The organism is Bacteroides sp. A1C1 (assembly GCF_004328515.1).
In the GTDB taxonomy this organism is placed as follows: domain Bacteria; phylum Bacteroidota; class Bacteroidia; order Bacteroidales; family Bacteroidaceae; genus Bacteroides; species Bacteroides uniformis.
The window spans coordinates 1,265,515-1,290,461 of sequence record NZ_CP036491.1 but is presented as its reverse complement, the minus strand read 5'-3'; the positions used below and the strand labels follow the sequence as shown (position 1 = coordinate 1,290,461).

Below are 24,947 nucleotides of genomic sequence, written 5' to 3'. Positions count from 1 at the left end.
GGGGAAGCCAAGAAATATCAGAAGCGTATCATCAATTCCAATACTACTTTGTCTTGTTCCGACTCCTTCGCTATGCTGTTTTTGGCATAGAAGTATTTCTCGTAATTCAACCGGAGGTCTGTGCGGAATGCTTTGCTGAGGCTGAAGGTGATGCCGCCCGTTAGGCGTTGGCGTTTGTAGTCGGTCACCGTCAATCTGCCGGTTTCTTCATCGGCGGTTTTGGCGTCGCTCTGGTCGGTCATCATGTCGTAGCGCAGCAGGAAAGACATTTTGTTGAATACTTTCCGTAACGGCAGATCGTAGTTGATGAAGGTGTTGACAACGTGTACATCTTTGAAAGCGTTGTCGGAATATTGCTTGTACAAATATTCGCCTTCGATATGGAAACGGCCGGTTTCATAGTAGGCACCGATGTCGTAGGATTGCATACGTACTTCTTCCGGCTGGATGCTCTGCACGCTCAGTGTTAGGTTCAGTCCTTTGGTGAAGAGAAATTGGGCTTTGGCGGAGTAGTTCACTTCCTTGTGCCATTCTTTCTGGTTAGTCAGTCCGGAACCGTTGAAAAGTCCTCCTTCCACAGTGATAGGTACACCGGTAGGCAGGGTATATCCTACTGTGAACCCCACGTCCCGTACATTGCCCACTTGCTTGGCGATGAACGAGCGGTTGGGGAAGTATTGCTGGTGCGGTGAGCGGTGGGCGTCGATGGTGAAGGGGACGCGCATTTGTCCGGTGGTGACTGTCAGTCCTTTTGTCGGGAAAAGCCGGGCGTAGGCATCCAGCATCTTGATTTGACCTTCGTCGGAGAGGTCTATCTCGGCTTTGTAGGCTACGCTAGGCAATACGTTACCCGTCACGCTGATGCGGGCATTGCGTACTTCGAAACGTCCTGCACCCATGGTGGTCTGATATTCGTATTTGGCGCGGATGGTTCCGTGGACTTCCGGTAGGTAGTCTTTGGTTTCCATCTTCTCCTTTTCAATCTTTTTTCCGTCCTCGTTGATGGAGGGCGTTTGGGCAATTGCGGCCAGCGGCAGCAGGGCAATTAGTACTGTCAATGCACTTTTTTTCATAATCTGTTGTTGTCGAATGATTTGTCGGTGACAAAGTTCGGACATGCGTGTTGTGTTTTTGTGTCATATATGTTGCATTGTTGTTACAAAAACTGTTAGAGAGAAGAACTGTGATAGGTGCCGTTTTAATCTTTTTATGGCTTGATTTAGTTTCTTGCTTTTATTAAAACGTTGGTTGTTAGGATTATATGTGCACTGTAGCAAAAGTTTCAGTCTGAAATATCAATGAAATATTCCTATCTTTGAAGAAAATATCAAGAACGTTTGTTTTAGAACTCTGATGCTTATGAAAAGACAGTTGTTTTTAGCAGGAATAAGTTTGATGCTGGGCGGCATGCCGATGCTTGCTCAAGATATATCTCCGGTGAATTCCGTTTCTTACGAATGGAAGAGTGTACCGATAGTGGGAGGAGGCTTTGTGGACGGTATTGTTTTTCACCCAGAAGCTCCCGGTGTCCGTTATTGCCGCACCGATATGGGAGGAGCCTACCGGTGGGACGCTGCTTCCAACCAGTGGACGCCCTTGCTGGACTGGATAAGTCTGGATGAAAGCAATCTGCAGGGGGTGGAGAGCATTGCCATCGACCCGCAGAATCCGCAGAACGTGTATATTGCCTGCGGTACGTATACCAGTAGCTCCAATGGGGCCATACTTTGTTCTTATGATGGCGGCAGAACCTTTGCCCGTGTCGATGTGCCCTTTACGATGGGCGGCAACGAGAACGGGCGTGGTAATGGGGAACGGATGATGGTGGACCCGCAGAATGGGAATATCATTTATATGGGAACCCGTTTACATGGTTTGTGGCGCAGTATGGATAAGGGGCAGAGCTGGGCACGGGTGGTGTCTTTCCCGGATGTCTCCGAGAAGTTCAATCCTGCCGACCGTGCTGCATGGGGGAATCGCGGTAGTGGCATTGTCTGCATAGTCTACGATGTACAAGGTACTCAAGATGGGCGTGGTACCCGTGACATTTATGTGGCGGCTTCATTGATGGGAAGGGAAAATCTGTTCGTGAGCCACGACTATGGTGAAAGCTGGCAGCCGGTTGAGGGGCAGCCGGTGCAGTATCGCCCCACGCATATGGTCTTGACCGGTGACGGGCAATTGATTCTGACGTATGGGGATACTCCCGGTCCAAGCCAGATGGGGGATGGAGGTGTGTGGAAATACGATATCCGTAAAGGCAAATGGACAGACATTTCTCCCGTCAGACTGCCAGGTGGCGAAAAGGCAGGATTTGGCTATGCAGCCGTATCTGTAGATTCTCGTAATCCGAAGCATCTGATTGCCAGTACACACAGTCTAGGGGGCAAGCACGGTTATAAAAGTGATGAGATGTTCCGTACGACTGACGGTGGCAAGAGCTGGAAACCGATTTTCAAGACGGGATATGAGTATGATTATTCCAAAGCTCCCTATACAAAGGTAGCGCCCCTACACTGGATGTTCGACATAGAGATAGACCCTACCGACGCTGAACATGCCATGTTTACCACCGGTTTCGGCGGTTGGGAAACTTTCAACCTCTCTGCCGTGGAACGTGGGGAACCGGTGAAATGGAGTATCATGTCTGCCGGTATCGAAGAGACCGTGCCTCTCGAACTCTATGCTCCCGAAAAAGGGGCGCGTCTGATTTCCGGTATCGGTGATTATGGTGGCTTTACGCATTTCGACCTCAATCGGCCCGATTCGTTGGGCAGCCATGCCAATCCTCATTTCGGAAATACGAATGGAGTGACGGGTGCCTGGCTGAAGCAGGATTTGATAGTCAGAGTTGGTACACTGTTCGGCCATCAGCCGGGTGCAAAGACCATTTCATATTCAGAAGATGGGGGCAGGCACTGGACTATGTGTGCCACTGTTCCGACGGAAAAGTCTCGTAATGGGCATATCGCCGTGGCAGCAGACGGCTCTTCTTGGATTTGGACACCCGACCGCTCGGAGGCTTATCTGACCCGTGATAAGGGGGCTTCTTGGCTATCTTGCCGTGGTTTGCCTAAGAATATCCGCGTCATTGCAGACAAGGTGAACCCCCAACGTTTTTATGCTGTAGATGCTGTGGCCGAAATATTGTATAGCAGCGAGGATGGTGGGGCGACTTTTCATGCCGACACATTGAATTTAACTGTTAAACGGTTCCAACGGGGTAATGCCGGTGCCGCCGTACGAAGAGGAGATCCGCGTGGAGGACAAGACCGTATCTACGCTACTCCCGGTCATGAAAAAGATTTGTGGATTGCAGCTTATGATGGTTTGTACCGCTCTGCTGCTTCAGAAAAATTTGATTTCCGTGCTTTGGATAAGGTACGTACCATCTATGCTTTTGGTTTCGGCAAGGCAAAGCCAGGCAATGATTATCCTGCCATCTATCTGATAGGCGTAGTCAACGGGCAATACGGTTTCTTCCGTTCTGACGATGCGGCGAACTCTTGGGTACGTATCAACGATGATGTCCATCAATATGGCCTGGTATTGCATATCTGCGGTGACATGCAGGAATATGGGCGGGTCTATATAGGGACACATGGCCGGGGAATTGTGACGGGAGTACCCGCGTCATAGCTTTTCTTCATGCAGTTCATGTAATCTCCTTTGTGCCTGCTTTTCATCAAGTCCGTACATCTGCAGCCTTTATGGGCACTGAGATGATACGGACTTTTAGTTTCTTATATTGTCATTATGTACTGTAGGTTACTGCCGTCATTTCGGTATTTGCAGTCATTACCTCCATAATCTCTTCTCTTACGAATATTGTCTTTTCATTTAGTATAAATTTAGTCAACATCCGTTTGGAAAGTCTTGTGACTGTATGATATATTACTTTTTCAAAGAAAATATTTTTCGTTCGTTTATATTTTAATATATTTGCATTCCAATCTTCCCATCATTTATTAATAAATGTTGGCTAGTGTTTGATGATGGTATTGCATAACCTTAAATGAAACCTAATGGTACACTTGTATAGATATATCATTTTTATAATTGGCCTTTGCACTACCCAACTGGTTTCCGCATACGGATTAAGATTTCGTGGCGCGGTCAGTCCTATTGATCAAAGAACATCCTATGATGTGTTTGCTCATAGTTATCCTTCTTTCAGAGACTATTTTGACTTGGAGTTCAATATAGCTTTGTATTCTACCGAGAGCGTCGGTTATATCTTGCGTGTTAAGGGGAAGGATGAAGGACAGATTTTCAATCTTTTTTTTGATTTTCGTGGTGATGATATCTTGTTCCGTTTGAATCAAGAGGGGAAGTGTGTGTTGATAGCCTTGCCTGTCAATAAGGCTGGAGCGATGAAATCCCATTGGTTCAGGGTGAAGATAGCCTTTAACTTGAAGCAGGATGAGATTACTCTCAAGATTCATGATCAGGAAAAAGTATGCAAGGGTGTAGCACTTGCCGATGAGTTCAGCCCGAAAATAGTGTTCGGTAAGAGCGACCACATTATTGACGTTCCAGAGATAGCTATTGATAAGTTGGTTGTGCACGCTGACCACACTTACACGTTTCCTTTGGATGAGGCGGAAGGAGAATCGGTTTTTGACCGGGAAGGGATTCTTTACGGTAAAGTGGAAAATCCGGTGTGGCTGATTAATGAGGCCTTTCACTGGAAGCGGGAGGGCGGTTTTGCGTCGGCTTCAGAAGCAGGTTCTTGTTATAATATTGGTAGAAATGAGATTTATTATTTCAATCGTGATTCGTTGTTTGTCTACAATATGGAAACGGGAAATATTTCTGCCAAGGCTTTTACCGAACGGTGTCCTGTGAAGTTGTTTCTTGCCGGTAGTTTCTTTGACAGTGCCAGTGAAAGGTTATATGTCTACGAGGTATATACAGAGAATGGGGATGCGGAGCCTATGATAGCAAGTCTGGACTTGAATACATTGGGCTGGAGAGTAGAGAGTTACAGTCGGCTCAGCATGCAGTTGCATCATCATTGTTCCTATTATGATGCAGTCCGCAAGCGTTACACCATCTTCGGTGGTTTCGGCAATATGTATTACAGTAATAAATTCTATATATTCGATCCGGAAGAAGCGCGTTGGGATACACTTGGTTCTCTATCCGGTGATTTTCTTTGTCCCCGTTATTTCTCTTCGGCCGGTTATTTGGACAGTAACCATTCTGTCTATATTTTTGGCGGTATGGGCAATGAGTCGGGTGACCAGGTAATAGGCCGCCGTTATTTTCACGATCTTTATAAGGTGGATTTGCAAGAGATGCATGTGCAGAAACTTTGGGATATTTCGGAAGGGCAGCCCAATGTGGTGCCGGTGCAGGATATGCTGATACAGAATGATTCTTGTTTTTATGTCTTGCGTTATCCCGAGAGTGTGTCTAACTCGTTTTTGCGTCTCTACCGTTTTCTTATAAAAGATGGCAGCTGTCAGATATTGGGTGATTCCATTCCCATTTACTCTGATAAAATCACGACAAATGCTCGTCTTTATTATAACGAGCGTTTAAGCAGGCTTTTTGTGACGGTGCAGGAAACACGTGATGACGTATCTTCCAAATTTTCTGTTTATTCGTTACTCTTTCCACCGGTTTCTCTTGAAAAATATATTGCGAATAACAGTGGAGGAAGTGTTTCACGTGTATGGCTAGTGCTGGCGGTCGCGGTTGTAGTTGGTGGAGGCGTATGGATAGTGTACAAGTGGCGCCGAAACTCCGGTAAGGGCGAGGCCGGCAAAGCTGTGAGACAAGACAAGGAACAGCTTCTTGATGCTTCTGATACCACTAAGATGGAGAGGCAGGCAGTAGATGCGGGAACTGCCAACTCCATGTATTTATTCGGTGATTTTTCCGTTTTCGACCGGAGTGGTCGCAACATCTCTTATATGTTTTCCTTGCGTATCAAACAAATATTCTGTCTCATTTTGCGTTATAGCGATGCCGACGGAATTTCTTCCAAACAACTGAGTGACTTGATATGGCCCGACAAGCCAAAAGATAAAGTGAAAAACTCGCGTGGAGTAGCCATCAATCATTTGCGCAAGATTCTGAAAGAACTGGATGGCATAGAACTGGTTTATGAGAAAGGATGTTTTCGTTTCACGCTGTCTTCTGTCTTTTATTGTGACTATCTGCGTTTTATGGCGATAGTTGCTGAAAACCGGGTAGAGAATTGCCGGCAAGAGTTCCTGCATATTGTAGGGCGTGGCAAGTTTGTCGGCTTTATGGACGATCCGTTGTTCGACGGTTTTAAGCAAGATGTGGAGTGCCGCCTGGAAGTGCTTGTTTTACAGTTGATGAAAGAGGCTTTTGAGGCTCAGGATTATTCGGAAGCTGTGAGTTTGGCTGAAGCGGAATTCAATATTGATCCGGTGAACGAAACAGCCTTGTCTTGTTGCATCAAGTCACTTTTCATGCTTAAGCATGAAAATGCTGCTATTGGTACTTATCAAAGATTTGTGGCAGAATACAAAAAACATACGGGGGAAGACTACCCTACTCCTTTCAGCCTTTATTGGAATTAGCTTTCCCGGTATGCTGCATCCGGTATTTTTTGTCTTTGCTTTTTCTTTTATTTTTCTGTCTGCTTTCCTGAAGTTCTTGTTGTTGTTCTTATATGCAATTGAAAAGTATTTATAAAATATTTTTAAGTTTAGGCACATATGTAGGCTATCTCAGTCGTATACTGAGATAGCCCATTATTTCTCCTCTGATAATTAGGCTCCCAAAATCGATGAATTCAATATGGTAAATGAAGACAAATGGGCTGTTGAAAATAAAGATTTAGTAGGACTTATACGATAATTGTTTTATTCGCGGCACTACTTTTGTGGCTTAAAGTGTTAGGCGAAGTCTGTACTTTCTTTTATGGGTTAAAATGATCTGGATTAATGTTTTTTTTATGCCATTATACCCAAATTAACCCTAAAATTAACCCATGTGGAATCAATTTTGCAAATAAGGGGGCGGTTTGCAACACCCTGAAGCTGATGTGGGCGATTGGCATCGGCTCCTTTGTTATATTAACTTCTAATTAATAATTTAAGCTATGAAACAGTTGAAAAAGCTGAAAGTTTTTGGACTGATGGCCATGCTTATAAGTATGGTCATCATGGCGAGCTCTTGTTCGGACGATGATACGGGCGGAAGGGCTTTATCTTATGGAAAGGTGACGGGTGTCGTCACGGATGATTTATCTTCCCCTCTTGAAGGGGTCACAGTTTTAGTCGATGGTTCCGGTATAACGGCTGCACCGGACGGTCCTCAGACCACGACAAATTCGCAGGGTGTATATACACTCGAAAATATTTCAATAGGTACACATATAATTACATTTACGAAAGCCGATTACCAGACGGTAAGTGTTACCGTTGTGGCAGGAAAATTCAATGAAGAACAAGTGGCTGAAGTTAGCCCTAAAATGGAGTATGCAGCCGCAAAAATCAAAGGAAAAGTAGTTGATGCAGGAAAGGGAAATACTCCGTTGGAAGGAGTGATGGTCAGCATCAGTTCCACACAGACTGCCACCACCGGAAGCGACGGTACATTTGAAATTGGTAATTTGCCATTGGCAGACTACACCGTTACTTTTACCAAAGCAGGCTATGCTTCCATTGCGAAGAAGGTAGCTATAGCTGACTTTGTGGATGGCATTGCCGCTATAGAGGTTCGCATGGGTGGGACAGAAATATTGCGCGGACTAACTCTTGATGATTTGAAAGCTGCAGAAAAATGGTATTATAACGAATACCGTGGCGGACGAAACGCTGAAAGCTATCCCCACTGGGATTGGGCTTGCAACTACATGTGTACGATGGACTTCCGTGGCGACTGGGAAGAGCAGAACGAAGGAACCACTCTCCGCATTCGTAACAATGAAGAGGAACGCAAGAATCCTGCTGACTTGGAGATGTTCGATTCCTTTGTATTCGGAAGCAAGCTGATTACAGAAGATAACTACATGATGACCCTCCAGATCCGTACGCACAGTGCCGATGAAGCTGCTCCGGTATATTATGGCGTGCAGGTGGTAGACCTGACTGCTACCGATCCGAAGGCTGAGATGGTGGGTGATGTCAGAACCTATGCCTCGGAAAATTACACTTCTGTTCCGGTAGACTTGAGCAAATACATCGGTAAGGAAGTAATCATTGCCATCGGTACATTCCGTGCCCAGACTGGTGATTACTGGAAGCAGTTGGTATTGCGCCGCATCGCTTTTGCTAAAGAAGCCGTTGAAGGATGGGGCTGGTTGCCCGGAACATCGGTCGAAGAGTTGGATGGTTGGGAGATGACCCGGGAAATGGTACGCTCTACCATGCCGCAAATGAAGTCGAAGTTCACTGGCTTGAGTCCGGTTGAGGGAAATCGCGATAACTATGTGGACGCCTATCGTGCATGGCGCGAGGCGGACCATATTTGTGCCGAGTGGTCGTATATGCCGCTCAGTAAAGATCCTGAGGTATTCCCTTCCGAAGGCTATCTGATAAAGACACGTAGTGGAAACAACGTAAGTACCACCGTTCCCGAATCTTATTTCTATGCCAAATTCTCCATTGCGTCTGGGTGTGATAGGATGACGTTGAAGACTCGCAACTTCAGTGGAACGAATGCTACCTTCTTCAAGGTGACAGCTATCCGTATGGACGGAACTGTCGTACACTTGGCACCTGCATCCCATACGGCTCAGTTTGCTGAGGCTGCTGCCGACGGTTGCTGGAAATTTATCCATCAGGCCGGAGGAAAGGGGGATCCGGAGGCATATGCCGATTTTGTCTATGATTTGTCTCAGTTCAACGGAGAAGATGTAATGTTGACTATTGGTGTCTTTAAGGGAGAAGAGAACGGCGACGAGAACAAACTGGTGCTGCGTGACATCACAATGGGGTGACAAACTGCTGATATTTAATTTTTTTGTTTTTCCCTCTTTATCTCCTTTTGCATCTTGTGAGGGGAGAGACGGGGACTGAAGAAACTAATTGTATGAATATAATGAAAAATTTATTTACTTTATTGACTTTGCTCTTATTGACGTTAGTGGCTTGCAGTAATGATTCTGCTGTTGATGAAAAGCCGGACAACGGAGGTACGTATGTTCCAGGCAATCTGCCGGTGCAGAATGTGGCACGTGCCATAGAGCTGATTGACAATGCTGTAGAGTGCTATTTTACGGGTACGGGCATGGCTATGTCACGTTATTATAACCCTTATACCGGAAACCGTTCCAGTGAGTTGGGCAGTGTGTGGATGTACACTAGCTCCATTGAGGCCGTGAATGCTGCGATGAAAGCCATGAAGACCGGGAAGACAAAGGGAGAGACGGTTCTTTATGACTCTCACTTTAACCGCTACAAGGAACTTTTAGCTCAACTTTATGACAATCTGGAGTTTTATGCAGGTACTTTTACGCTGACCTCTTATACGCAGACCAAACAGTGGACGGTATACGGCGTAAACCGCGGCAACGGCAAGGGAGCTGCACAAGTGGAAGGTACCCTCAATGTTTACGATGACCAGATGTGGCTGGTGCGTGAACTGTTGGAATCCTATCATATTACTGGTGAACAGCGCTATCTGGAAAAGGCAGAATACCTGACTGAATACGTGCTTGACGGTTGGGACTGCACCCTTGATGAGCAAGGTAGTCCATTGGGAGGCATCACATGGGGACCGGGGTATATCACCAAGCACTCTTGCAGTAATGGCTCTATTGTCAGTCCTCTGGTGTGGCTGCACGAAATTTACAAAGGAAAACCTGACGAAGTGACCTATGGCTACGTGGCTGCCGACAACAGTCGCAAGCTACGCACTGAGAAGAAATCTGACTATTACTTGAATTTTGCCAAAGCTGTTTACGATTGGCAGAAGAAACATTTGCTGAGACCAGACGGGGTGTACGACGATATGATGGGTGGTTATGATTCACCGGACATAAAATATGTTACCATTGATGGTGAACGCTACCGGACTGGTTCCAAACTGCGTGATCGTGTAGGTCCGGCCATCACTTACAATAGTGGTACGATGCTTTCCGGTGCTGCCGACCTTTTCAGAGTTACAAGCGATGCGACTTATCAGACGGACTTGGCGGAATTGACCGATAATAGTTTTGCTTACTTTGCCAAACCTGAAGCTGCCAAACCGGGCTGTTATACATTTGATGTCAGCGGATTCTGCAACTGGTTCAACGGTGTACTGATGCGTGGGTATGTGGATGCTTATTCAACCCACACTGCTGCCGCAAGCTGTATCGAGGCATTCCAGAATAATCTGGATTATGCCTACGAAAACTATCAATACAAACATATGCTTCCCACCAATCTGCTGGTGGGGTGGTACAAAGCTGAAAAGAACAAGAACAACGTGGAAGGAATGTTCACTTTTGCTTTTGCCGCCGAATATGCAGTGTTGGCGAATTATGAATGGAGCAAGAAATAATTTTAAAATTAATGGACTATGAAGAATTTTAGCAAGATGCGACAAGGATTATCCTGCGTGGTAATGGCATTCCTTCTGATGCTGATTCCGGCAGGTGTTTTCGCACAAAACTCTATTTCCGTTTCAGGAATAGTTATGGATGACACCAATGAACCTGTCATTGGCGCTGCCGTTATGGTGAAGGGCACCACTATAGGTGTCATTACCGACATTGACGGACGTTACACCATCAGTACTCCTGCAGATGGTATTCTCAGTTTCTCTTATGTGGGATTGAAGGACAAGGAAGAGAAAGTGAACGGACGTACCACTATCAACATCATTATGCAGACTGACTCCAAGATGATAGACGAAGTAGTGGTGATAGGTTACGGAACACAACGCCGCGGATCGGTGACGGGTGCCGTTTCTGCCGTCAAAGGGCAGGATATGATAAAAACCAAGAACGAAAATCCGCAGAATATGCTGACAGGACGTATTCCTGGTTTGCGCGTATGGCAGAAGAGTTCTGAGCCCGGAACTTTCAATAACAGTTTCGATATTCGAGGTATGGGATCTCCATTGATTATCATCGATGGAATTCCTCGGAGTACGGAAGAATTCCAGCGTTTGAATGCAATGGATATCGATGATATTTCTGTGTTGAAAGATGCTTCTGCCGCTATTTACGGTGTACGTGCAGCCAATGGTGTAGTATTGGTGACCACCAAAAAAGGAGGAGCTGGAAAAACGGAATTCTCTTACAATGGTTCCTACACTTTCCAACAACCTTCACGTATGCCTGAACTGTGTGATCCTTATGAATCTATGACGCTGTTCAACGAAATGTCGATGAATAACATCAATGGCGGTTCATGGGTCTTCAGCGAAGAGAGCTTTGAAGCATTCCGTAACGGTACGCGCCGTACGACGGACTGGAATGACTTGATTATCTCTAATGTGGCTCCACAGACACAACACGACATCAGCATTTCCGGTGGCAACGAGAAGACGAAGTTCTATATCAGTATGGGCTACTTTTACCAGGAAGGTATCTTCCGTTCGGGAGACTTGAATTATAATAAGTTCAACCTGCGTTCCAACATTTCAACTGAAGTTGCTAAAGGTATAAAATTCGAACTTGGTGTAAGTGGCATCTCCGACGAACGCAATACGCCTTACAGCAGCGCACAGGATATCATTCGTAACTATTGGCGCCAAGGTGTACTTTATCCTGCATACGCTGATCCTGAAGGGACGATGTTGAACTACAACGGTTTGGACATGGAACAGAATACTGTGGCTATGATGACGGCCGATATTTCCGGTTACAAGAAGTACAAGCAGAAATATTTCCAGTCCTCGGCTACTTTGACGGTAGATTTCTGTGAATACACACCGGTATTGAAGGGATTGACTGCCAAAGCTATGTTCAGTTACGATTATCGTGCTGACAACAACGAGGCTTTCCGCAAAGAGTACTACCAGTATGCTTATGACGAGCAGACCGGTACCTACAATCAGAAGGTTTATAACGAAAGTTCGCCCAGCAACATGCGTCGCGAGTTCTATGACAAATCACAGATGTTGGGACAATTCACAGTGAACTACGACCGCACTTTTAACGATGTCCACCATGTGGGTGGTGTTGTCGGTTGGGAGGTACAGAAGCGCAACGGTGACAACTTCTACGCTGTCCGCGACCTGGCATTCTCTATGCCTTACCTGCTGGCTGGTGTGACTGAAGGACAGATCGGCGCCATGCAGACTGGTAATAATGATTTGTATGAACAAGCTAACGAAGCTTTGATAGGTCGTGTCAACTATTCGTTTGCCGACCGATACCTGCTGGAAGCACAGTTTCGTTACGACGGTTCCAGCAAGTTTGCCAAGGGGCATCAATGGGGTTTCTTCCCTTCAGTATCGGCTGGGTGGAGAGTATCCGAAGAACCTTTCTTCAAAAGCATAGATGCTTTGAAGTTTGTCAATCAGCTGAAGCTGCGTGCCAGCTACGGTGTGCTGGGTGATGATGGTGACTTGAATTATGACTGGGCTATGGGGTACACTTATCCTGCAACCAGCGGTAACATGTCTAATGGCGACTATAACGGTTATTCACCGGGCTATATCTTCGGTGGCAAATTCATCAGTGCAGCAAGCCCGATGGCATTACCTAATGAGAACATCACTTGGTTCAAGTCGAAGACATTCGACGTGGGTTTCGATTTTGAAGCTTGGAACGGTCTGCTGGGTGTTTCGTTCGACTATTTTAATCGTCTGCGTACTGGCCGTTTCGCTCGCCGTACCGGTGATTTGCCTACGGTGGTAGGTGCTTCTGCTCCGCGCGAAAATTTGGACAGTGACCGCCAATTCGGTATGGAATTGGAATTGACCCACCGCAACAAGATTGGACAAGTGGCCTATAATCTGAAAGGTATTGCTACCGTTACCCGTCAGAAATACCTGACTGCTTCGGAAAAAGGTCCTTGGGCCAATTCCTACGACCGTTGGCGTAATGACAACTTGACGAACCGTTATCAGGGAGTACAGTTCGGTTATACTTCTGCCGGACGCTACACCAGCTGGAATGATATTTGGAGCTATCCTGGCTACAAGGAACGTGACATTCTGCCGGGTGACTACAAATATGAAGACTGGAATGGTGACGGTGAGATTAACGGTCAGGACGAACATCCGTTTGCCTTTGACCAGACTCCATGGTTGCAGTTCAGTTTAAATGCCGGCTTGCAATGGAAGAACTTAGATTTCAACATGCTGTTGCAAGGCTCTGCGCTGGGCTCTATGGAGTACAAAGAGCCTTTGCATGAAATTTGGGGTAAGAACGGTGGCGGTGCATTGACACAGTTTCTTGATCGCTGGCATCCCGTAGACCCGAAGGCCGATCCCTATGACCCTTCTACTGTCTGGACTTCCGGTCACTACGCCTACACAGGTCGTTGGGCGAAAAACAATTCAGCTTTCAATCGTGTAAGCACCGCTTACCTTCGTCTGAAGAGTATCGAGCTGGGTTATACATTCCCGAAATTGAAACAGATTCCCAATGCCAGTCTGCGTATTTATGCCAATGCTTACAACCTGCTGACATTTACGGGTGTGAAATTTGTAGACCCTGAGCATCCCGATGATGATTTGGGACGCATGTATCCGTTGAACAAGACCTATACATTGGGAGTTTCCCTTTCTTTCTAATTAATGATATAAACCTAAAAAATAATAAATATGAGACATAAACTGATATCCGCGATGTTGTGCATGACTCTTGCCACTTCATGTGTCGATATGGATATTGCTCCCAAAAATATCGTGACTTCCGAGTCGTTGCTTTCCAATGAGTCTGGTATGGACATCTATATGGCACGTTTGTATAGCAATATGCCATGGGAAGACTTTAAATACCTCTCACAATGGGGGGTGAACTTTAATGGTTGGTTGAATGCCATGGGTATTGACGGTACTGGTGAAGCCATGAACAGGGACGGTATTTGCTGTGCGTTTACCGGTGAAGACAATGCTTACTGGGGCAAGGCTTTTGAATTGTTGCGCGATGCCAACTTCCTGCTTGAGAACCTGCCGAAATATCAGAGTTCCTATGCAGAAATTACTTACAACCACTACTTGGGCGAAGCCTATTATGTGCGTGCCACAGTTTTCTATGCCATGGCCCGTCGTTTTGGAGGTATCCCTTTGGTGACAAAAGTCATCCAGTATCCTGGAGACGGAAATTTGGAGGTTCCCCGTGCCAGTGAGGAAGAAACATGGAACCAGGTTTTGGCAGATTATGACAAGGCCATTGAATTGATGATGTCTAGTAGCCCCAAGAGTGGTTACAGTAATAAGTATGTAGCATTGGCTTTCAAGTCAGAAGCAATGCTCTATGCCGGTAGTGTAGCTAAGTATAATGAAACGGTAACCGGACGTTTGACCGGTTTGGGTACCAAGACGGGAGTACGCGTGATCGGATTCGATGAGGACCGCTGGCAAGAGGCTTCCAAGAAGTATTTCACTGAAGCCTACAAAGCCGCTTCCGAGGTGATTAAAAGCGGTGTATACTCACTTTACAAGAAGAAATGGGCCGCTAATGATCCGGAAGCACAATATCAAAATATGGTGGATATGTTCTCCGATCTTAGCAATAATCCTGAGAACATCTATGTGAAGGAGTACGTTTACCCCACCAGTACTCATGCTTACGATTCTTACAACTTACCGCTCACCTTTAAGGCTCCGCTGAACTGTGGTGTTTGCCCGACAGCCGACTTTGTTGAGTTGTTTGATGGTTTCGACCGTTATCCCGACGGTACCCTGAAGGTGACGACAGGCAATTCTTGTACCGAAGGTAATTACGTTATGTATGATAGTCCCATGGACTATTACAAGAATGCTGAACCTAGATTGCGTGCTTACGTCATCTTCCCTGGTGATGTGTTTAAGGGTAAGGAAATTGAAATTTATGCCGGTGTTTATACGGGGGCCGCGCCTGTCAAACCGCTTCTTAGTGACTATTCGTATGGTGCTGCCACTACCAAGTACAATCATCTGAGTGCTTATAAAGAGAAGCCCAAAACGCTTTATCTCAGTCCGAAACCTGAAGATCAGCAGGAAATTGTAACCCTGCCTGATGGCTCTACGATGAAGGCTGCTGGCCAGAACGGTCCTTTCTATGAAGATGGTGGAAGTGCTATGACCGGTCTGCTGGCACGTAAATGGTTGAACCCTGATCCTGCATTTGTTCCTCGGGAAGGCAATAGTGCACAACCTTTTATTTTGATGCGTTATGCCGAAGTGCTGCTGAATGCAGCCGAGGCTGCTGTGGAACTTTCGTTAGCGGGCGTCTCTTCTCCTGATGGTACAGATATGTTGAGTGTGGCAACGAAAGCCATCAATGATATTCGTGAGCGTGCCGGTGCCCGGTTGTTGACTGCCTCGTTGACTGGTACAACAGACAGCCGTGATATCGTCCGCAAGGAACGTCGCAAGGAGTTGGCCTTCGAACATAAGACCAAATGGGACTTGCGTCGCTGGCGTGTGAATCACTATGAAGGTCGCGATGGATTCTGGGGTGAGCAACGCAATAAGGACCGTTTCAGCAACACGACTCGTTATCGTTTCCGTGGTATCTATCCGTTCTATTCGACGGCGACCGGCAAGTGGTTCTTTGATGTTTGTTTCAACTATACGACTGCCGGTGACAAGGACTTCGGTTACACTCCGGTGGACTATTATTTCTCGATTCCGGGTGGTGAGGTTTCTAAGAGTCCTGTGATTGACCAGCAGCCTAATCGATAAAATTCAATAATTAAAAAACTTAAAACGTATGAAAAAGACAATATTTTATAGCTTATTCAGCGCCTTGTTCATGTTAACCTCATGCAGCATGTTCGAAATAGACAACTATGAGGAACCGGCAGAAACAATTTGGGGCGAAGTGGTAGATGAGGCAACTGGTAAGCGTGTATTGACCGACCAGGGCAGTGAGGGTATCCGTGTCCGTCTGACCGAATTGAGTTGGGGTGACAATGTGCAACATAATCCCGATTTTTACTGTATGATGGACGGTACATTCCAGAACACGAAGCTCTTCAAAGGTGAGTATAATGTCCGTATCGACGGCCCGTTCATTCCATTAGTGCGTGAAAATACAGACGGTACCTTGCTCCATGATGGTTCCGTCAATACTGAAATCAGTGGTACGACGAAAGTGAAATTTGAAGTACAGCCCTTTCTGAACGTTGAGTTTGTAGGTGATCCGCAGGTGAGCAATGGGGTCATCAAGGCACAAGTACGCGTGACACGCGGTGTGTCGGATGAAGTTTTCCGTGAAAAAATCCAGCCGATGGGCAATTGGAAAGACGAATACTTGAATGTAACTGACATCCAGTTCTTCGTCAGCTACTCAAACACAGTAGGCTACCGGGCACGCGACGAGCGTTGGTCGAGCAGCATCAGCTATGAAGGTAAGAGTTTCGAAGATTTACTGGGTAAGGAAGTTATTGTCCAGTCTAACGGCAGTATACCTTCGGGTCGCAAAGTGTTTGTACGCGCTGCCGCACGTATTAACTACGACACACCTGTAGGTAGCGGCACACGCCGTTGGAACTACAGTGAGCCGGTGGAAGTACTTATTCCGTAGCTTGATGGCATACAGCCGAGGCTTTGCTGCTATAGTGCCAAAGCCTCGGCTGTTGAGCAATCTTTTGCCATTATAGTGGTAAGGACAATGATTAATACCATAAAAACAAGAAACCAATATGAAGCAAAAACATTTTTTGATAAGTTTGGCTGTCTTGGCAATAGGCATCTCTGTAGATGCTCAGACCAAGGACAATGTTAAAACCACTTTTCAAACCTCACGCGAGTGGAAGCCTTCTATAGACAATAGGGCCGATGCGGTGATGGTGTATGGAGTAGGGGGAAATCCTTCGGATAAATCACGCAAACTATCTTTTGAGGAACGGGTGAAGTCCTGGAAAGAACGTGGATATATCATACACTTTATGACCGGTATTGCTTGGGGTGAATATCAGGACTATTTTACCGGACAATGGGACGGGAAATGGCATTTGGATGAGGGACAAGTCACACAGACCGGAGATACGATATGGCACGGTCACATGGTGCCCTATATCGTACCGTCGGAGAATTTTTTAAGTTATCTGAAAGAGAGACATGTGAAGAGGGTAATCGACGCCGGTGTGGATGCCATCTTCATGGAAGAGCCTGAATTTTGGGCAAGAGCCGGTTACAGTGATTCTTTTAAGAAGGAATGGAAAAAATACTATGGCTTCGAGTGGAGACCGCAACACGAGTCTCCGGAAAATACTTACTTGTCGAGCAAACTCAAGTATTACTTGTACTATCGTGCACTGAATGAAGTTTTCACCTTTGCCAAAGAATATGGTAAAAGCAAAGGGATGGACGTGAAGTGCTACGTTCCCACCCACTCGCTGGTGAACTATTCGCAATGGCAGATTGTCAGTCCAGAAGCAAGCCTTGCCTCACTTCCTTGTGTGGACGGTTACATTGCTCAGGTGTGGACCGGAACTTCGCGTGAGCCGAATTTCTTTGACGGTCGCAAACGTGAGCGTGTGTTCGAGACTGCCTATCTGGAGTATGGCTCTATGGAGTCAATGACTGCTCCTACTGGTCGCAAGATGTTCTTTCTGACCGACCCTATCGAAGACTGGCCGCGTGACTGGGCAGATTATAAGAAAAACTATCAGGCTACCTTTACTGCACAATTACTCTATCCCAATATAGCCGATTACGAAGTGATGCCTTGGCCGGAACGTATCTACGAAGGACTATATCGGACAAGTGCCAATAGCGACAAGAAAGAACGTATTCCCCGTTTCTATTCCACACAGATGCAGGTGATGATTAATGCCTTGAACCGTATGCCTCTGACTGATAAAGAACTGACCGGAAGCAAAGGATTCAGCGTACTGATGGCAAACTCCTTGATGTTCCAGCGTTTCCCTACGCACAACGGATATGAAGACCCACAATTGGCGAATTTCTACGGTCAGGCGTTGCCTTTGCTCAAACGAGGGGTACCCGTCAAGACCGTCCACATTGAGAACCTCGGCTATAAGGAAGCGCTGGCTGACACAAAAGTGTTGTTGATGACTTATGCGAACATGAAACCGCTTGAGCCTGAAGCGCACAGCCACATAGCCGATTGGGTGAAGAAAGGGGGAGTATTGATTTATAGTGGAACGGACAACGACCCTTTCCAGAATGTAAGGGAATGGTGGAATACCAACGGGCATAACTATGCTACCCCTTCCGCACATCTTTTTGAGCAGATGGGGCTTCCTGCCTGGCCGAATCAGGGAGAATATAGTTACGGTAAGTGAACTGTATGTGTTATTCGTACCGATCCTAAAGATTATGTCCTGCATGAGGGTGGTGACAAATATTTTTTGTATCTTGCGGCCCGGATGTACGAGCAGAACGCGAAAGCGGGAAAGCTGGAGTTCAAAAACAACTTCTATCTGCAAAGGGGAGATTACGACTTGGCTGCTGTGCTTGAAGAGAGTGTGAGCGACGAGCCGTTTACTGTGGAAGGATGTTTGATTGACCTTTTTGATCCCAAATTACCGATATACACTTCCAAGCGGATAAATCCGGGTGAGCAAGCCTTGTTGCTGAATGTAGAACGTGTAGCCGGTAAGAAGAAGCCTCAAGTGCTGGCTTCGGCAAGTCGCGAAGAACAGGAAGAACGCGGAAAAGGCTGGTATTCCTATGTGGCGAAAAGTCCTGCCGAGACTTCAAACGTATCGCGGGTACTGTTGCCGAGTTGTCCTAAGAGTGTGACAGTCGATGGCAAAGAAGTATTCGATACCAAGCGTTGGCATGCAGCAAGTCATACCTATTTGATAGAGTTTGAGAATAATCCTGACGGAGTGTCGGTGAAGTTTTGCTGGTAATCTCAGACCTTTTATTTTTTAGCATTTAACAACATAAACAATTATATTATATAAACGATATGAGAAAAAAGCTTTTATACCCCTTGTTGGCATCATGCCTTTTTGCGTGCAGTGACAAGGATACGTCTTATGAAGTCGTCAAGAATGACTTGAGAGCTCCAGCCTACCCGCTTGTTACCATCGACCCTTATGCCAGTGCATGGTCCATGAGCGATAACCTTTATGACAGCCCCGTTCGCCATTGGACGGGTAAGGATTTCCCTCTGATTGGCGTGGTGAAGGTAGACGGTGTTTCCTACCGTTTTATGGGGACTGAAGAATTGGAGATGAATGCAATCGTGCCCACCTCTCAGCAAGGGGACTGGACTGGACGGTATATCACAGACAAGCCCGCTGGCGACTGGACATCTGCCGATTACAATGATTCCGGATGGAAGTCGGACCGTGGTGCCTTTGGTACCAAAGAAAATGAGCCTACAGCTAAGACCCAATGGGGGACCCGCAATATTTGGGTGCGCCGTACGGTAAATATCGACCGCGATTTGACCGGCATACCTGTCTATCTGGAATTCTCCAATGATGATGATGCCGTATTCTATATCAACGGAGTGAAGATACACAGTACGGGAACCACATGCAATAAGAACAAAGTCGTGAAACTTTCCGATGAGGCTTTGGCTGCTTTGAAACAAGGAGACAACATCATTGCCGCCGAGTGTATCAATCCGGTCGGCAACGGTCTGCTCGACTTCGGCCTGCAGATTCCGAAACATCAGGAAACCGTGTTTGGCAACACAGCCGTGCAGACCTCTGCCGACGTGCAGCCCATGCAGACACACTACGCTTTTACCTGTGGTGATGTCGACTTGAAAGTCACTTTCACGGCACCTCTTTTCATGGAAGACCTGAAGCTGTTGAGCCGCCCCGTGAATTACCTTACTTACAGTGTTGCTGCCCGTGACGGCAAGGAACACGATGTGGAGGTGTACTTTGAGGCCTCGCCGCGCTGGGCGCTCGACCAGCCTTACCAGCAATCTGCAAGCGAGGGATATGAAGCTGACGGGCTGCTTTACTTGAAGAGCGGAAGCAAAGAGCAGAATATCCTGGCTAAGCAGGGCGATGACCTTCGCATTGACTGGGGATATTTCTACATGGTTTCCGGTAAAGAAAACACAGCATACAGCATCGGCAACAGTACCGAACTGCGCAAGAACTTCGTGAACGGCACCTTTAATTCAGCTTCGCTTGCGGGTGAGGACAGCAACGGGAATATGGCCTTGGTGCGTGACTATGGTAAAGTGAGGAAGGTTACCGACAAGATTATGCTGGGATATGACGACATCTATTCCATCCAATACTTCGGTACAAACTTGCGTCCTTACTGGAACTCGAAAGGCGACCGTACCATCGAGTCGGAAATGCTGGCCGCCTACAATGAGTATGACGAGTTGCTGGCACGCTGCTATGCCTTCGATAAAAAGTTAATGGAGGATGCTTCTGCCGTAGGCGGCAAGGAATATGCCGAACTCTGCGCGTTGGCCTACCGTCAGTCCATTGCCGCCCACAAGCTGGTGGAAGCCCCCAACGGTGACCTTTTGTGGCTGTCGAAGGAAAACAACAGTAACGGCTGTATCAATACGGTGGACCTGACCTACCCCTCGGCTCCCCTCTATCTGATCTATAATCCTGAACTGGAGAAAGGCATGATGAACGGTATCTTCCATTATAGTGAAAGCGGCAAATGGACCAAGCCCTTCGCCGCCCATGATTTGGGTACCTATCCTCTTGCCAACGGACAGGTTTACGGAGGCGATATGCCGGTTGAGGAGAGTGGAAACATGCTGATTCTTACGGCTGCCATTGCTGCCGTAGAGGGCGATGCCGGCTATGCGGCCAAACATTGGGAAGTGCTCACCACCTGGACCGACTATCTGGTGGAAAAGGGACTCGATCCTGAGAACCAGCTCTGTACCGATGACTTCGCCGGACACTTTGCCCATAACACGAATCTTTCCATCAAGGCAATTTTAGGGGTGGCCTCTTATGGCCGGTTGGCCGAAATGCTCGGTAAGAAGGATGTTGCCGAAAGCTATACAACGAAGGCCCGTCAGATGGCGGCTGAGTGGGAACGTATGGCCAACGACGGTGACCATTATCGTCTGACCTTTGACAAGCCGGGTACCTGGAGCCAGAAGTACAACCTTGTCTGGGATAAATTGCTCGGACTGGACATCTTTGACACAAAAATTGTAGAAATGGAGATACCTTATTATCTGACGAAGCAGAATATTTATGGTTTGCCTCTGGACAGTCGTGAGACTTATACCAAGACCGACTGGATCATGTGGACTGCTACAATGGCTCCTGACCTGGCCACTTTCCGTGAATTCATCGTCCCCCTGCATAAGTTCATGAACGAAACGATAGACCGCGTGCCTATGTCCGACTGGGTGTTTACCGACAAGCCCAACTGGCGTGGCTTCAAGGCCCGCTCGGTAGTAGGCGGATATTACATGAAAATGCTTGAAGGCAAGCTGATTGGAAATAAACAATGACAAAATCTATTAAACGAATGAAAAGACTTTTTGCATGGGGAACCGCCCTCCTTCTTGTAGGCGGTATGCAGGCGGCCTTACTGCCGGTTGACGAGCCGATTACTCCTGTTGATTACGTCAGCACCTTGGTTGGCACGCAATCCAAGCATGCCCTTTCTACGGGCAACACTTATCCTGCTGTGGCAATGCCTTGGGGTATGAATTTCTGGACACCACAGACCGGTACTATGGGGGATGGATGGGCTTATACTTATGATGCCGACAAGATTCGCGGATTCAAGCAGACACACCAGCCCAGTCCGTGGATTAACGATTACGGACAGTTTGCCATTATGCCTATCACCGGAAAGGTGGCTTTCGACCAGGACGAGCGTGCCAGTTGGTTTTCTCATAAAGCCGAGACTGCCACTCCTTATTATTATAAAGTCTATCTTGCCGACCATGATGTGACGGCGGAATTTGCTCCTACCGAGCGTGCCGCTGCCTTCCGTTTCACTTTCCCTGAAACGGAGGAAGCCTATGTGGTGATCGATGCCATGGACAATGGCTCTTTTGTGAAAATCATTCCGGCTGAAAAGAAAATCATAGGCTACACCACCAAGAACAGTGGTGGTGTGCCAAGCAATTTCAAGAACTATTTTGTATTGCAGTTCGATAAGCCTTTTACTTATACTGCTGCCGTGAAGGACGGAAAGATTGCCCCCCGTACCACCGAGGCAGGTGCCAATCATGCCGGTGGCATCATAGGTTTTCATACCCTCCGTGGCGAGCAGGTGAATGTACGTGTGGCTTCCTCATTCATCAGTCACGAGCAGGCCGAGTTGAACTTGAAGGAACTGGGTGACCGGACGCTTGAAGAGGTGGCGAAAGCCGGGCGTGACGAATGGAACCGGGTACTGGGCCGCATTGAAGTGCAGGATACCGACCTCGACCGTCTGCGTACTTTCTACTCTTGTTTCTACCGTTCGGTGCTTTTCCCGCGCAGTTTCTACGAGATAGATGCGCAAGGTCAGGTAATGCACTACAGCCCCTATAATGGTGAGGTGCTGCCCGGCTATATGTTTACCGACACCGGTTTCTGGGACACTTTCCGTTGTCTTTTCCCTTTCCTTAATCTGATGTATCCATCCATGAATGCCAAGATGCAGGAAGGGTTGGCCAATACTTACAAGGAGAGCGGTTTCCTGCCCGAATGGGCCAGTCCGGGACACCGTGGGTGCATGGTGGGCAACAATTCTGCCTCTGTGGTGGCAGATGCTTGGCTGAAGGGACTGCGCGGCTACGACATCGAGACATTATGGGAAGCTGTGAAGAACGGTACGGAGAAAGTGCATCCCGAGGTTTCCTCTACCGGACGTTTGGGACATGAGTATTACAATAAGCTGGGTTACGTGCCTTATAATGTGGGAATCAACGAGAATGCAGCCCGTACGCTGGAGTATGCCTATGACGATTGGTGCATCTACCAGCTGGGACTTTCGCTCGGCAAGTCGAAGAAAGAACTGGCTCCTTTTGCCAAACGCGCGCTGAACTACCGGAATCTTTTCGACCCTGCCCATAAGTTGATGCGCGGCAAGAATGAAGACGGTACATTCCAATCGCCGTTCAATCCCTTGAAGTGGGGTGACGCCTTCACCGAAGGAAACAGTTGGCATTATTCATGGTCGGTTTTTCACGATCCGCAAGGACTCATTGACCTGATGGGTGGCAAGGACTTCTTCAACCAGATGATGGATTCCGTGTTTGTGTTGCCGCCTGTGTTCGACGAAAGTTATTATGGTAGTGTCATCCACGAAATTCGGGAGATGCAGATCATGAATATGGGTAACTACGCTCACGGCAACCAGCCTATACAGCACATGATTTACCTCTATAATTATTCCTCCCAGCCGTGGAAGGCGCAGTACTGGCTGCGTGAGGTTATGGAGCGTATGTACAATGCCAATCCCGACGGCTATTGCGGTGATGAGGACAACGGCCAGACATCTGCTTGGTACGTGTTTTCAGCTTTGGGATTCTATCCCGTCTGTCCGGGTACAGACCAGTATGTGCTGGGTGCTCCTCTTTTCCGTTCTGTGCGTCTGCACTTGGAAAATGGCAAGACTGTGACGATTGAAGCTCCTGAGAATAGTCGTGCCAACTGCTACGTGCAGAAACTTACAGTGGATGGCGTTGACTATACACGCAACTTTCTGACACACGAGCAACTGACGAACGGCTCCTCACTGCGCTTCACTATGGACAATGTGCCCAACAAACTGCGTGGGACAGGAGAGGAGGATGCTCCTTACTCCTTCTCGAAAACGCTTAAAAAGAAGAAGTGACCTCAAAGCCAAAACCATAGCAATTAATGATGAGGGTGTGCCGAATGTCTGACGGAGTGATAGCTGAAAAATGTTTTGACACACCCTCTCTCTTTTACGATAAATCACTGTTTGAAAACCCTATTTACCATGAAACTTAAGAAACTTACTATTTACTGCTTGGCATTGTTTTGCTCCTCTTCTTCCGTTTATGCGCAATCTGGTGAAGAAGTTCAAAAGAAACGTAGCGGCAATCCGATTTTTCCCGGTTGGTATGCCGACCCTGAGGGAGTAGTGCTGGACGGGAAGTTCTGGATTTATCCTACATATTCCGCTCCTTATGATGAACAGACTTTTATGGATGCCTATTCTTCGCCCGACTTGGTGCATTGGACCAAACATCCACGCGTGCTTTCAAAGGAAAATATCCCATGGTTGCGCCGTGCTTTGTGGGCGCCGGCTGTTATCGAGGCCAATGACCGCTATTATCTTTTCTTCGGAGGGAACGATATACAGAACAACTCTGAGATTGGCGGCATCGGTGTGGCTGTGGCAGACAATCCGGCAGGTCCTTTCAAAGATGTGCTGGGCAAGCCCCTGATTGATAAAATTGTGAATGGCGCACAGCCCATCGACCAGTTTGTGTTCCGTGATGACGATGGCACTTACTATATGTACTATGGCGGATGGGGGCATTGCAACATCGTGAAACTGTCTTCCGATTTACTTAGTGTCGTTCCTTTTGATGATGGCACAGTCTATAAAGAAGTGACTCCTCAGGACTATGTGGAAGGTCCTTTCATGTTGAAACGTAACGGAAAGTATTACTTCATGTGGTCGGAAGGCGGTTGGGGAAGTCCCGACTACCGTGTGACCTATGCCATTGCCGACTCTCCTTTCGGGCCGTTCCATCGCGAGGGAATCATTCTTCAGCAGGATGCCGATGTGGCTACCGGTGCCGGACATCATTCAGTGGTGCGTGGAAAAGGTAAGGACGAATGGTACATCATTTACCACCGTCGCCCGTTGGGAGAAACGGCAGCAAACAGCCGTGCCACCTGCATTGACCGGATGTACTTTGACAAAAAAGGAAAGATAAAGCCGGTGCGCATGACTTTCGAGGGAGTGAAAGCTACCACCCCTCCACTTGACTAATAGCAATTTTCAATTCGAATTTATATAGAAGA

General features: G+C 47.2%; 11 protein-coding genes and 1 pseudogene. 11 read left to right on the top strand and 1 reads right to left on the bottom strand.

Annotated features, from left to right (window positions below; all coding sequences use genetic code 11):
- Positions 1 to 17: 17 nt before the first annotated feature.
- The gene (locus EYA81_RS05455) at positions 18 to 1,073 is read right to left on the bottom strand and encodes a porin (RefSeq protein WP_131225456.1); all 1,056 of its coding nucleotides are present in this window, start codon (positions 1,071 to 1,073) and stop codon (positions 18 to 20) included.
- 286 nt (positions 1,074 to 1,359) lie between these two features.
- Here EYA81_RS05455 and EYA81_RS05450 point away from each other — a divergent pair, with 286 nt between their 5' ends.
- The 11 genes and pseudogenes from EYA81_RS05450 (at position 1,360) to EYA81_RS05400 (ending at position 24,915) form a co-directional block, all read left to right on the top strand.
- Positions 1,360 to 3,639: an exo-alpha-sialidase gene (locus EYA81_RS05450; protein WP_227187199.1), complete on the top strand. Its 2,280-nt coding sequence runs from the start codon at positions 1,360 to 1,362 to the stop codon at positions 3,637 to 3,639.
- 509 nt (positions 3,640 to 4,148) lie between these two features.
- Positions 4,149 to 6,560 (top strand): hypothetical protein, encoded by a 2,412-nt coding sequence (locus EYA81_RS05445; RefSeq protein WP_227187197.1) that lies wholly within the window; start codon positions 4,149 to 4,151, stop codon positions 6,558 to 6,560.
- Between the two features lie 524 nt (positions 6,561 to 7,084).
- Positions 7,085 to 8,926, top strand: coding sequence for a collagen binding domain-containing protein (locus EYA81_RS05440; RefSeq protein ID WP_131225453.1), 1,842 nt, complete (start codon positions 7,085 to 7,087; stop codon positions 8,924 to 8,926).
- 92 nt (positions 8,927 to 9,018) lie between these two features.
- On the top strand, positions 9,019 to 10,473 hold the full coding sequence (locus EYA81_RS05435) for a glycoside hydrolase family 76 protein (RefSeq protein ID WP_131225452.1): 1,455 nt from the start codon (positions 9,019 to 9,021) through the stop codon (positions 10,471 to 10,473).
- A gap of 18 nt (positions 10,474 to 10,491) precedes the next feature.
- Positions 10,492 to 13,662, top strand: a complete 3,171-nt coding sequence (locus EYA81_RS05430) for a TonB-dependent receptor (RefSeq protein ID WP_131225451.1) — start codon at positions 10,492 to 10,494, stop codon at positions 13,660 to 13,662.
- 30 nt (positions 13,663 to 13,692) lie between these two features.
- Entirely contained in the window at positions 13,693 to 15,759 is a 2,067-nt protein-coding gene (locus EYA81_RS05425; protein ID WP_098032189.1) for a RagB/SusD family nutrient uptake outer membrane protein, read from the top strand.
- 28 nt (positions 15,760 to 15,787) lie between these two features.
- Positions 15,788 to 16,603, top strand: a complete 816-nt coding sequence (locus EYA81_RS05420) for a DUF3823 domain-containing protein (protein WP_098032188.1) — start codon at positions 15,788 to 15,790, stop codon at positions 16,601 to 16,603.
- Positions 16,604 to 16,721: 118 nt separating this feature from the next.
- Positions 16,722 to 18,902: pseudogene (locus EYA81_RS05415) on the top strand (hypothetical protein).
- A gap of 59 nt (positions 18,903 to 18,961) precedes the next feature.
- Positions 18,962 to 21,457: a glutaminase domain-containing protein gene (locus EYA81_RS05410; RefSeq protein ID WP_131225450.1), complete on the top strand. Its 2,496-nt coding sequence runs from the start codon at positions 18,962 to 18,964 to the stop codon at positions 21,455 to 21,457.
- Between the two features lie 17 nt (positions 21,458 to 21,474).
- Positions 21,475 to 23,781, top strand: a complete 2,307-nt coding sequence (locus EYA81_RS05405) for a GH92 family glycosyl hydrolase (RefSeq protein ID WP_131225449.1) — start codon at positions 21,475 to 21,477, stop codon at positions 23,779 to 23,781.
- A 129-nt stretch (positions 23,782 to 23,910) separates the two neighbouring features.
- Positions 23,911 to 24,915 (top strand): glycoside hydrolase family 43 protein, encoded by a 1,005-nt coding sequence (locus tag EYA81_RS05400; RefSeq protein ID WP_131225448.1) that lies wholly within the window; start codon positions 23,911 to 23,913, stop codon positions 24,913 to 24,915.
- Positions 24,916 to 24,947: the final 32 nt, after the last annotated feature.

Bases quoted from the DNA above. Each gene is read 5' to 3' on its own strand.
- EYA81_RS05405 (WP_131225449.1), top strand. From the start codon at position 21,475: ATGAAAAGACTTTTTGCATGGGGAACCGCCCTCCTTCTTGTAGGCGGT.
- EYA81_RS05420 (WP_098032188.1), top strand. From the start codon at position 15,788: ATGAAAAAGACAATATTTTATAGCTTATTCAGCGCCTTGTTCATGTTA.
- EYA81_RS05410 (WP_131225450.1), top strand. From the start codon at position 18,962: ATGAGAAAAAAGCTTTTATACCCCTTGTTGGCATCATGCCTTTTTGCG.
- EYA81_RS05455 (WP_131225456.1), bottom strand. From the start codon at position 1,073: ATGAAAAAAAGTGCATTGACAGTACTAATTGCCCTGCTGCCGCTGGCC.
- EYA81_RS05440 (WP_131225453.1), top strand. From the start codon at position 7,085: ATGAAACAGTTGAAAAAGCTGAAAGTTTTTGGACTGATGGCCATGCTT.
- EYA81_RS05425 (WP_098032189.1), top strand. From the start codon at position 13,693: ATGAGACATAAACTGATATCCGCGATGTTGTGCATGACTCTTGCCACT.
- EYA81_RS05430 (WP_131225451.1), top strand. From the start codon at position 10,492: ATGAAGAATTTTAGCAAGATGCGACAAGGATTATCCTGCGTGGTAATG.
- EYA81_RS05435 (WP_131225452.1), top strand. From the start codon at position 9,019: ATGAATATAATGAAAAATTTATTTACTTTATTGACTTTGCTCTTATTG.
- EYA81_RS05400 (WP_131225448.1), top strand. From the start codon at position 23,911: ATGAAACTTAAGAAACTTACTATTTACTGCTTGGCATTGTTTTGCTCC.
- EYA81_RS05450 (WP_227187199.1), top strand. From the start codon at position 1,360: ATGAAAAGACAGTTGTTTTTAGCAGGAATAAGTTTGATGCTGGGCGGC.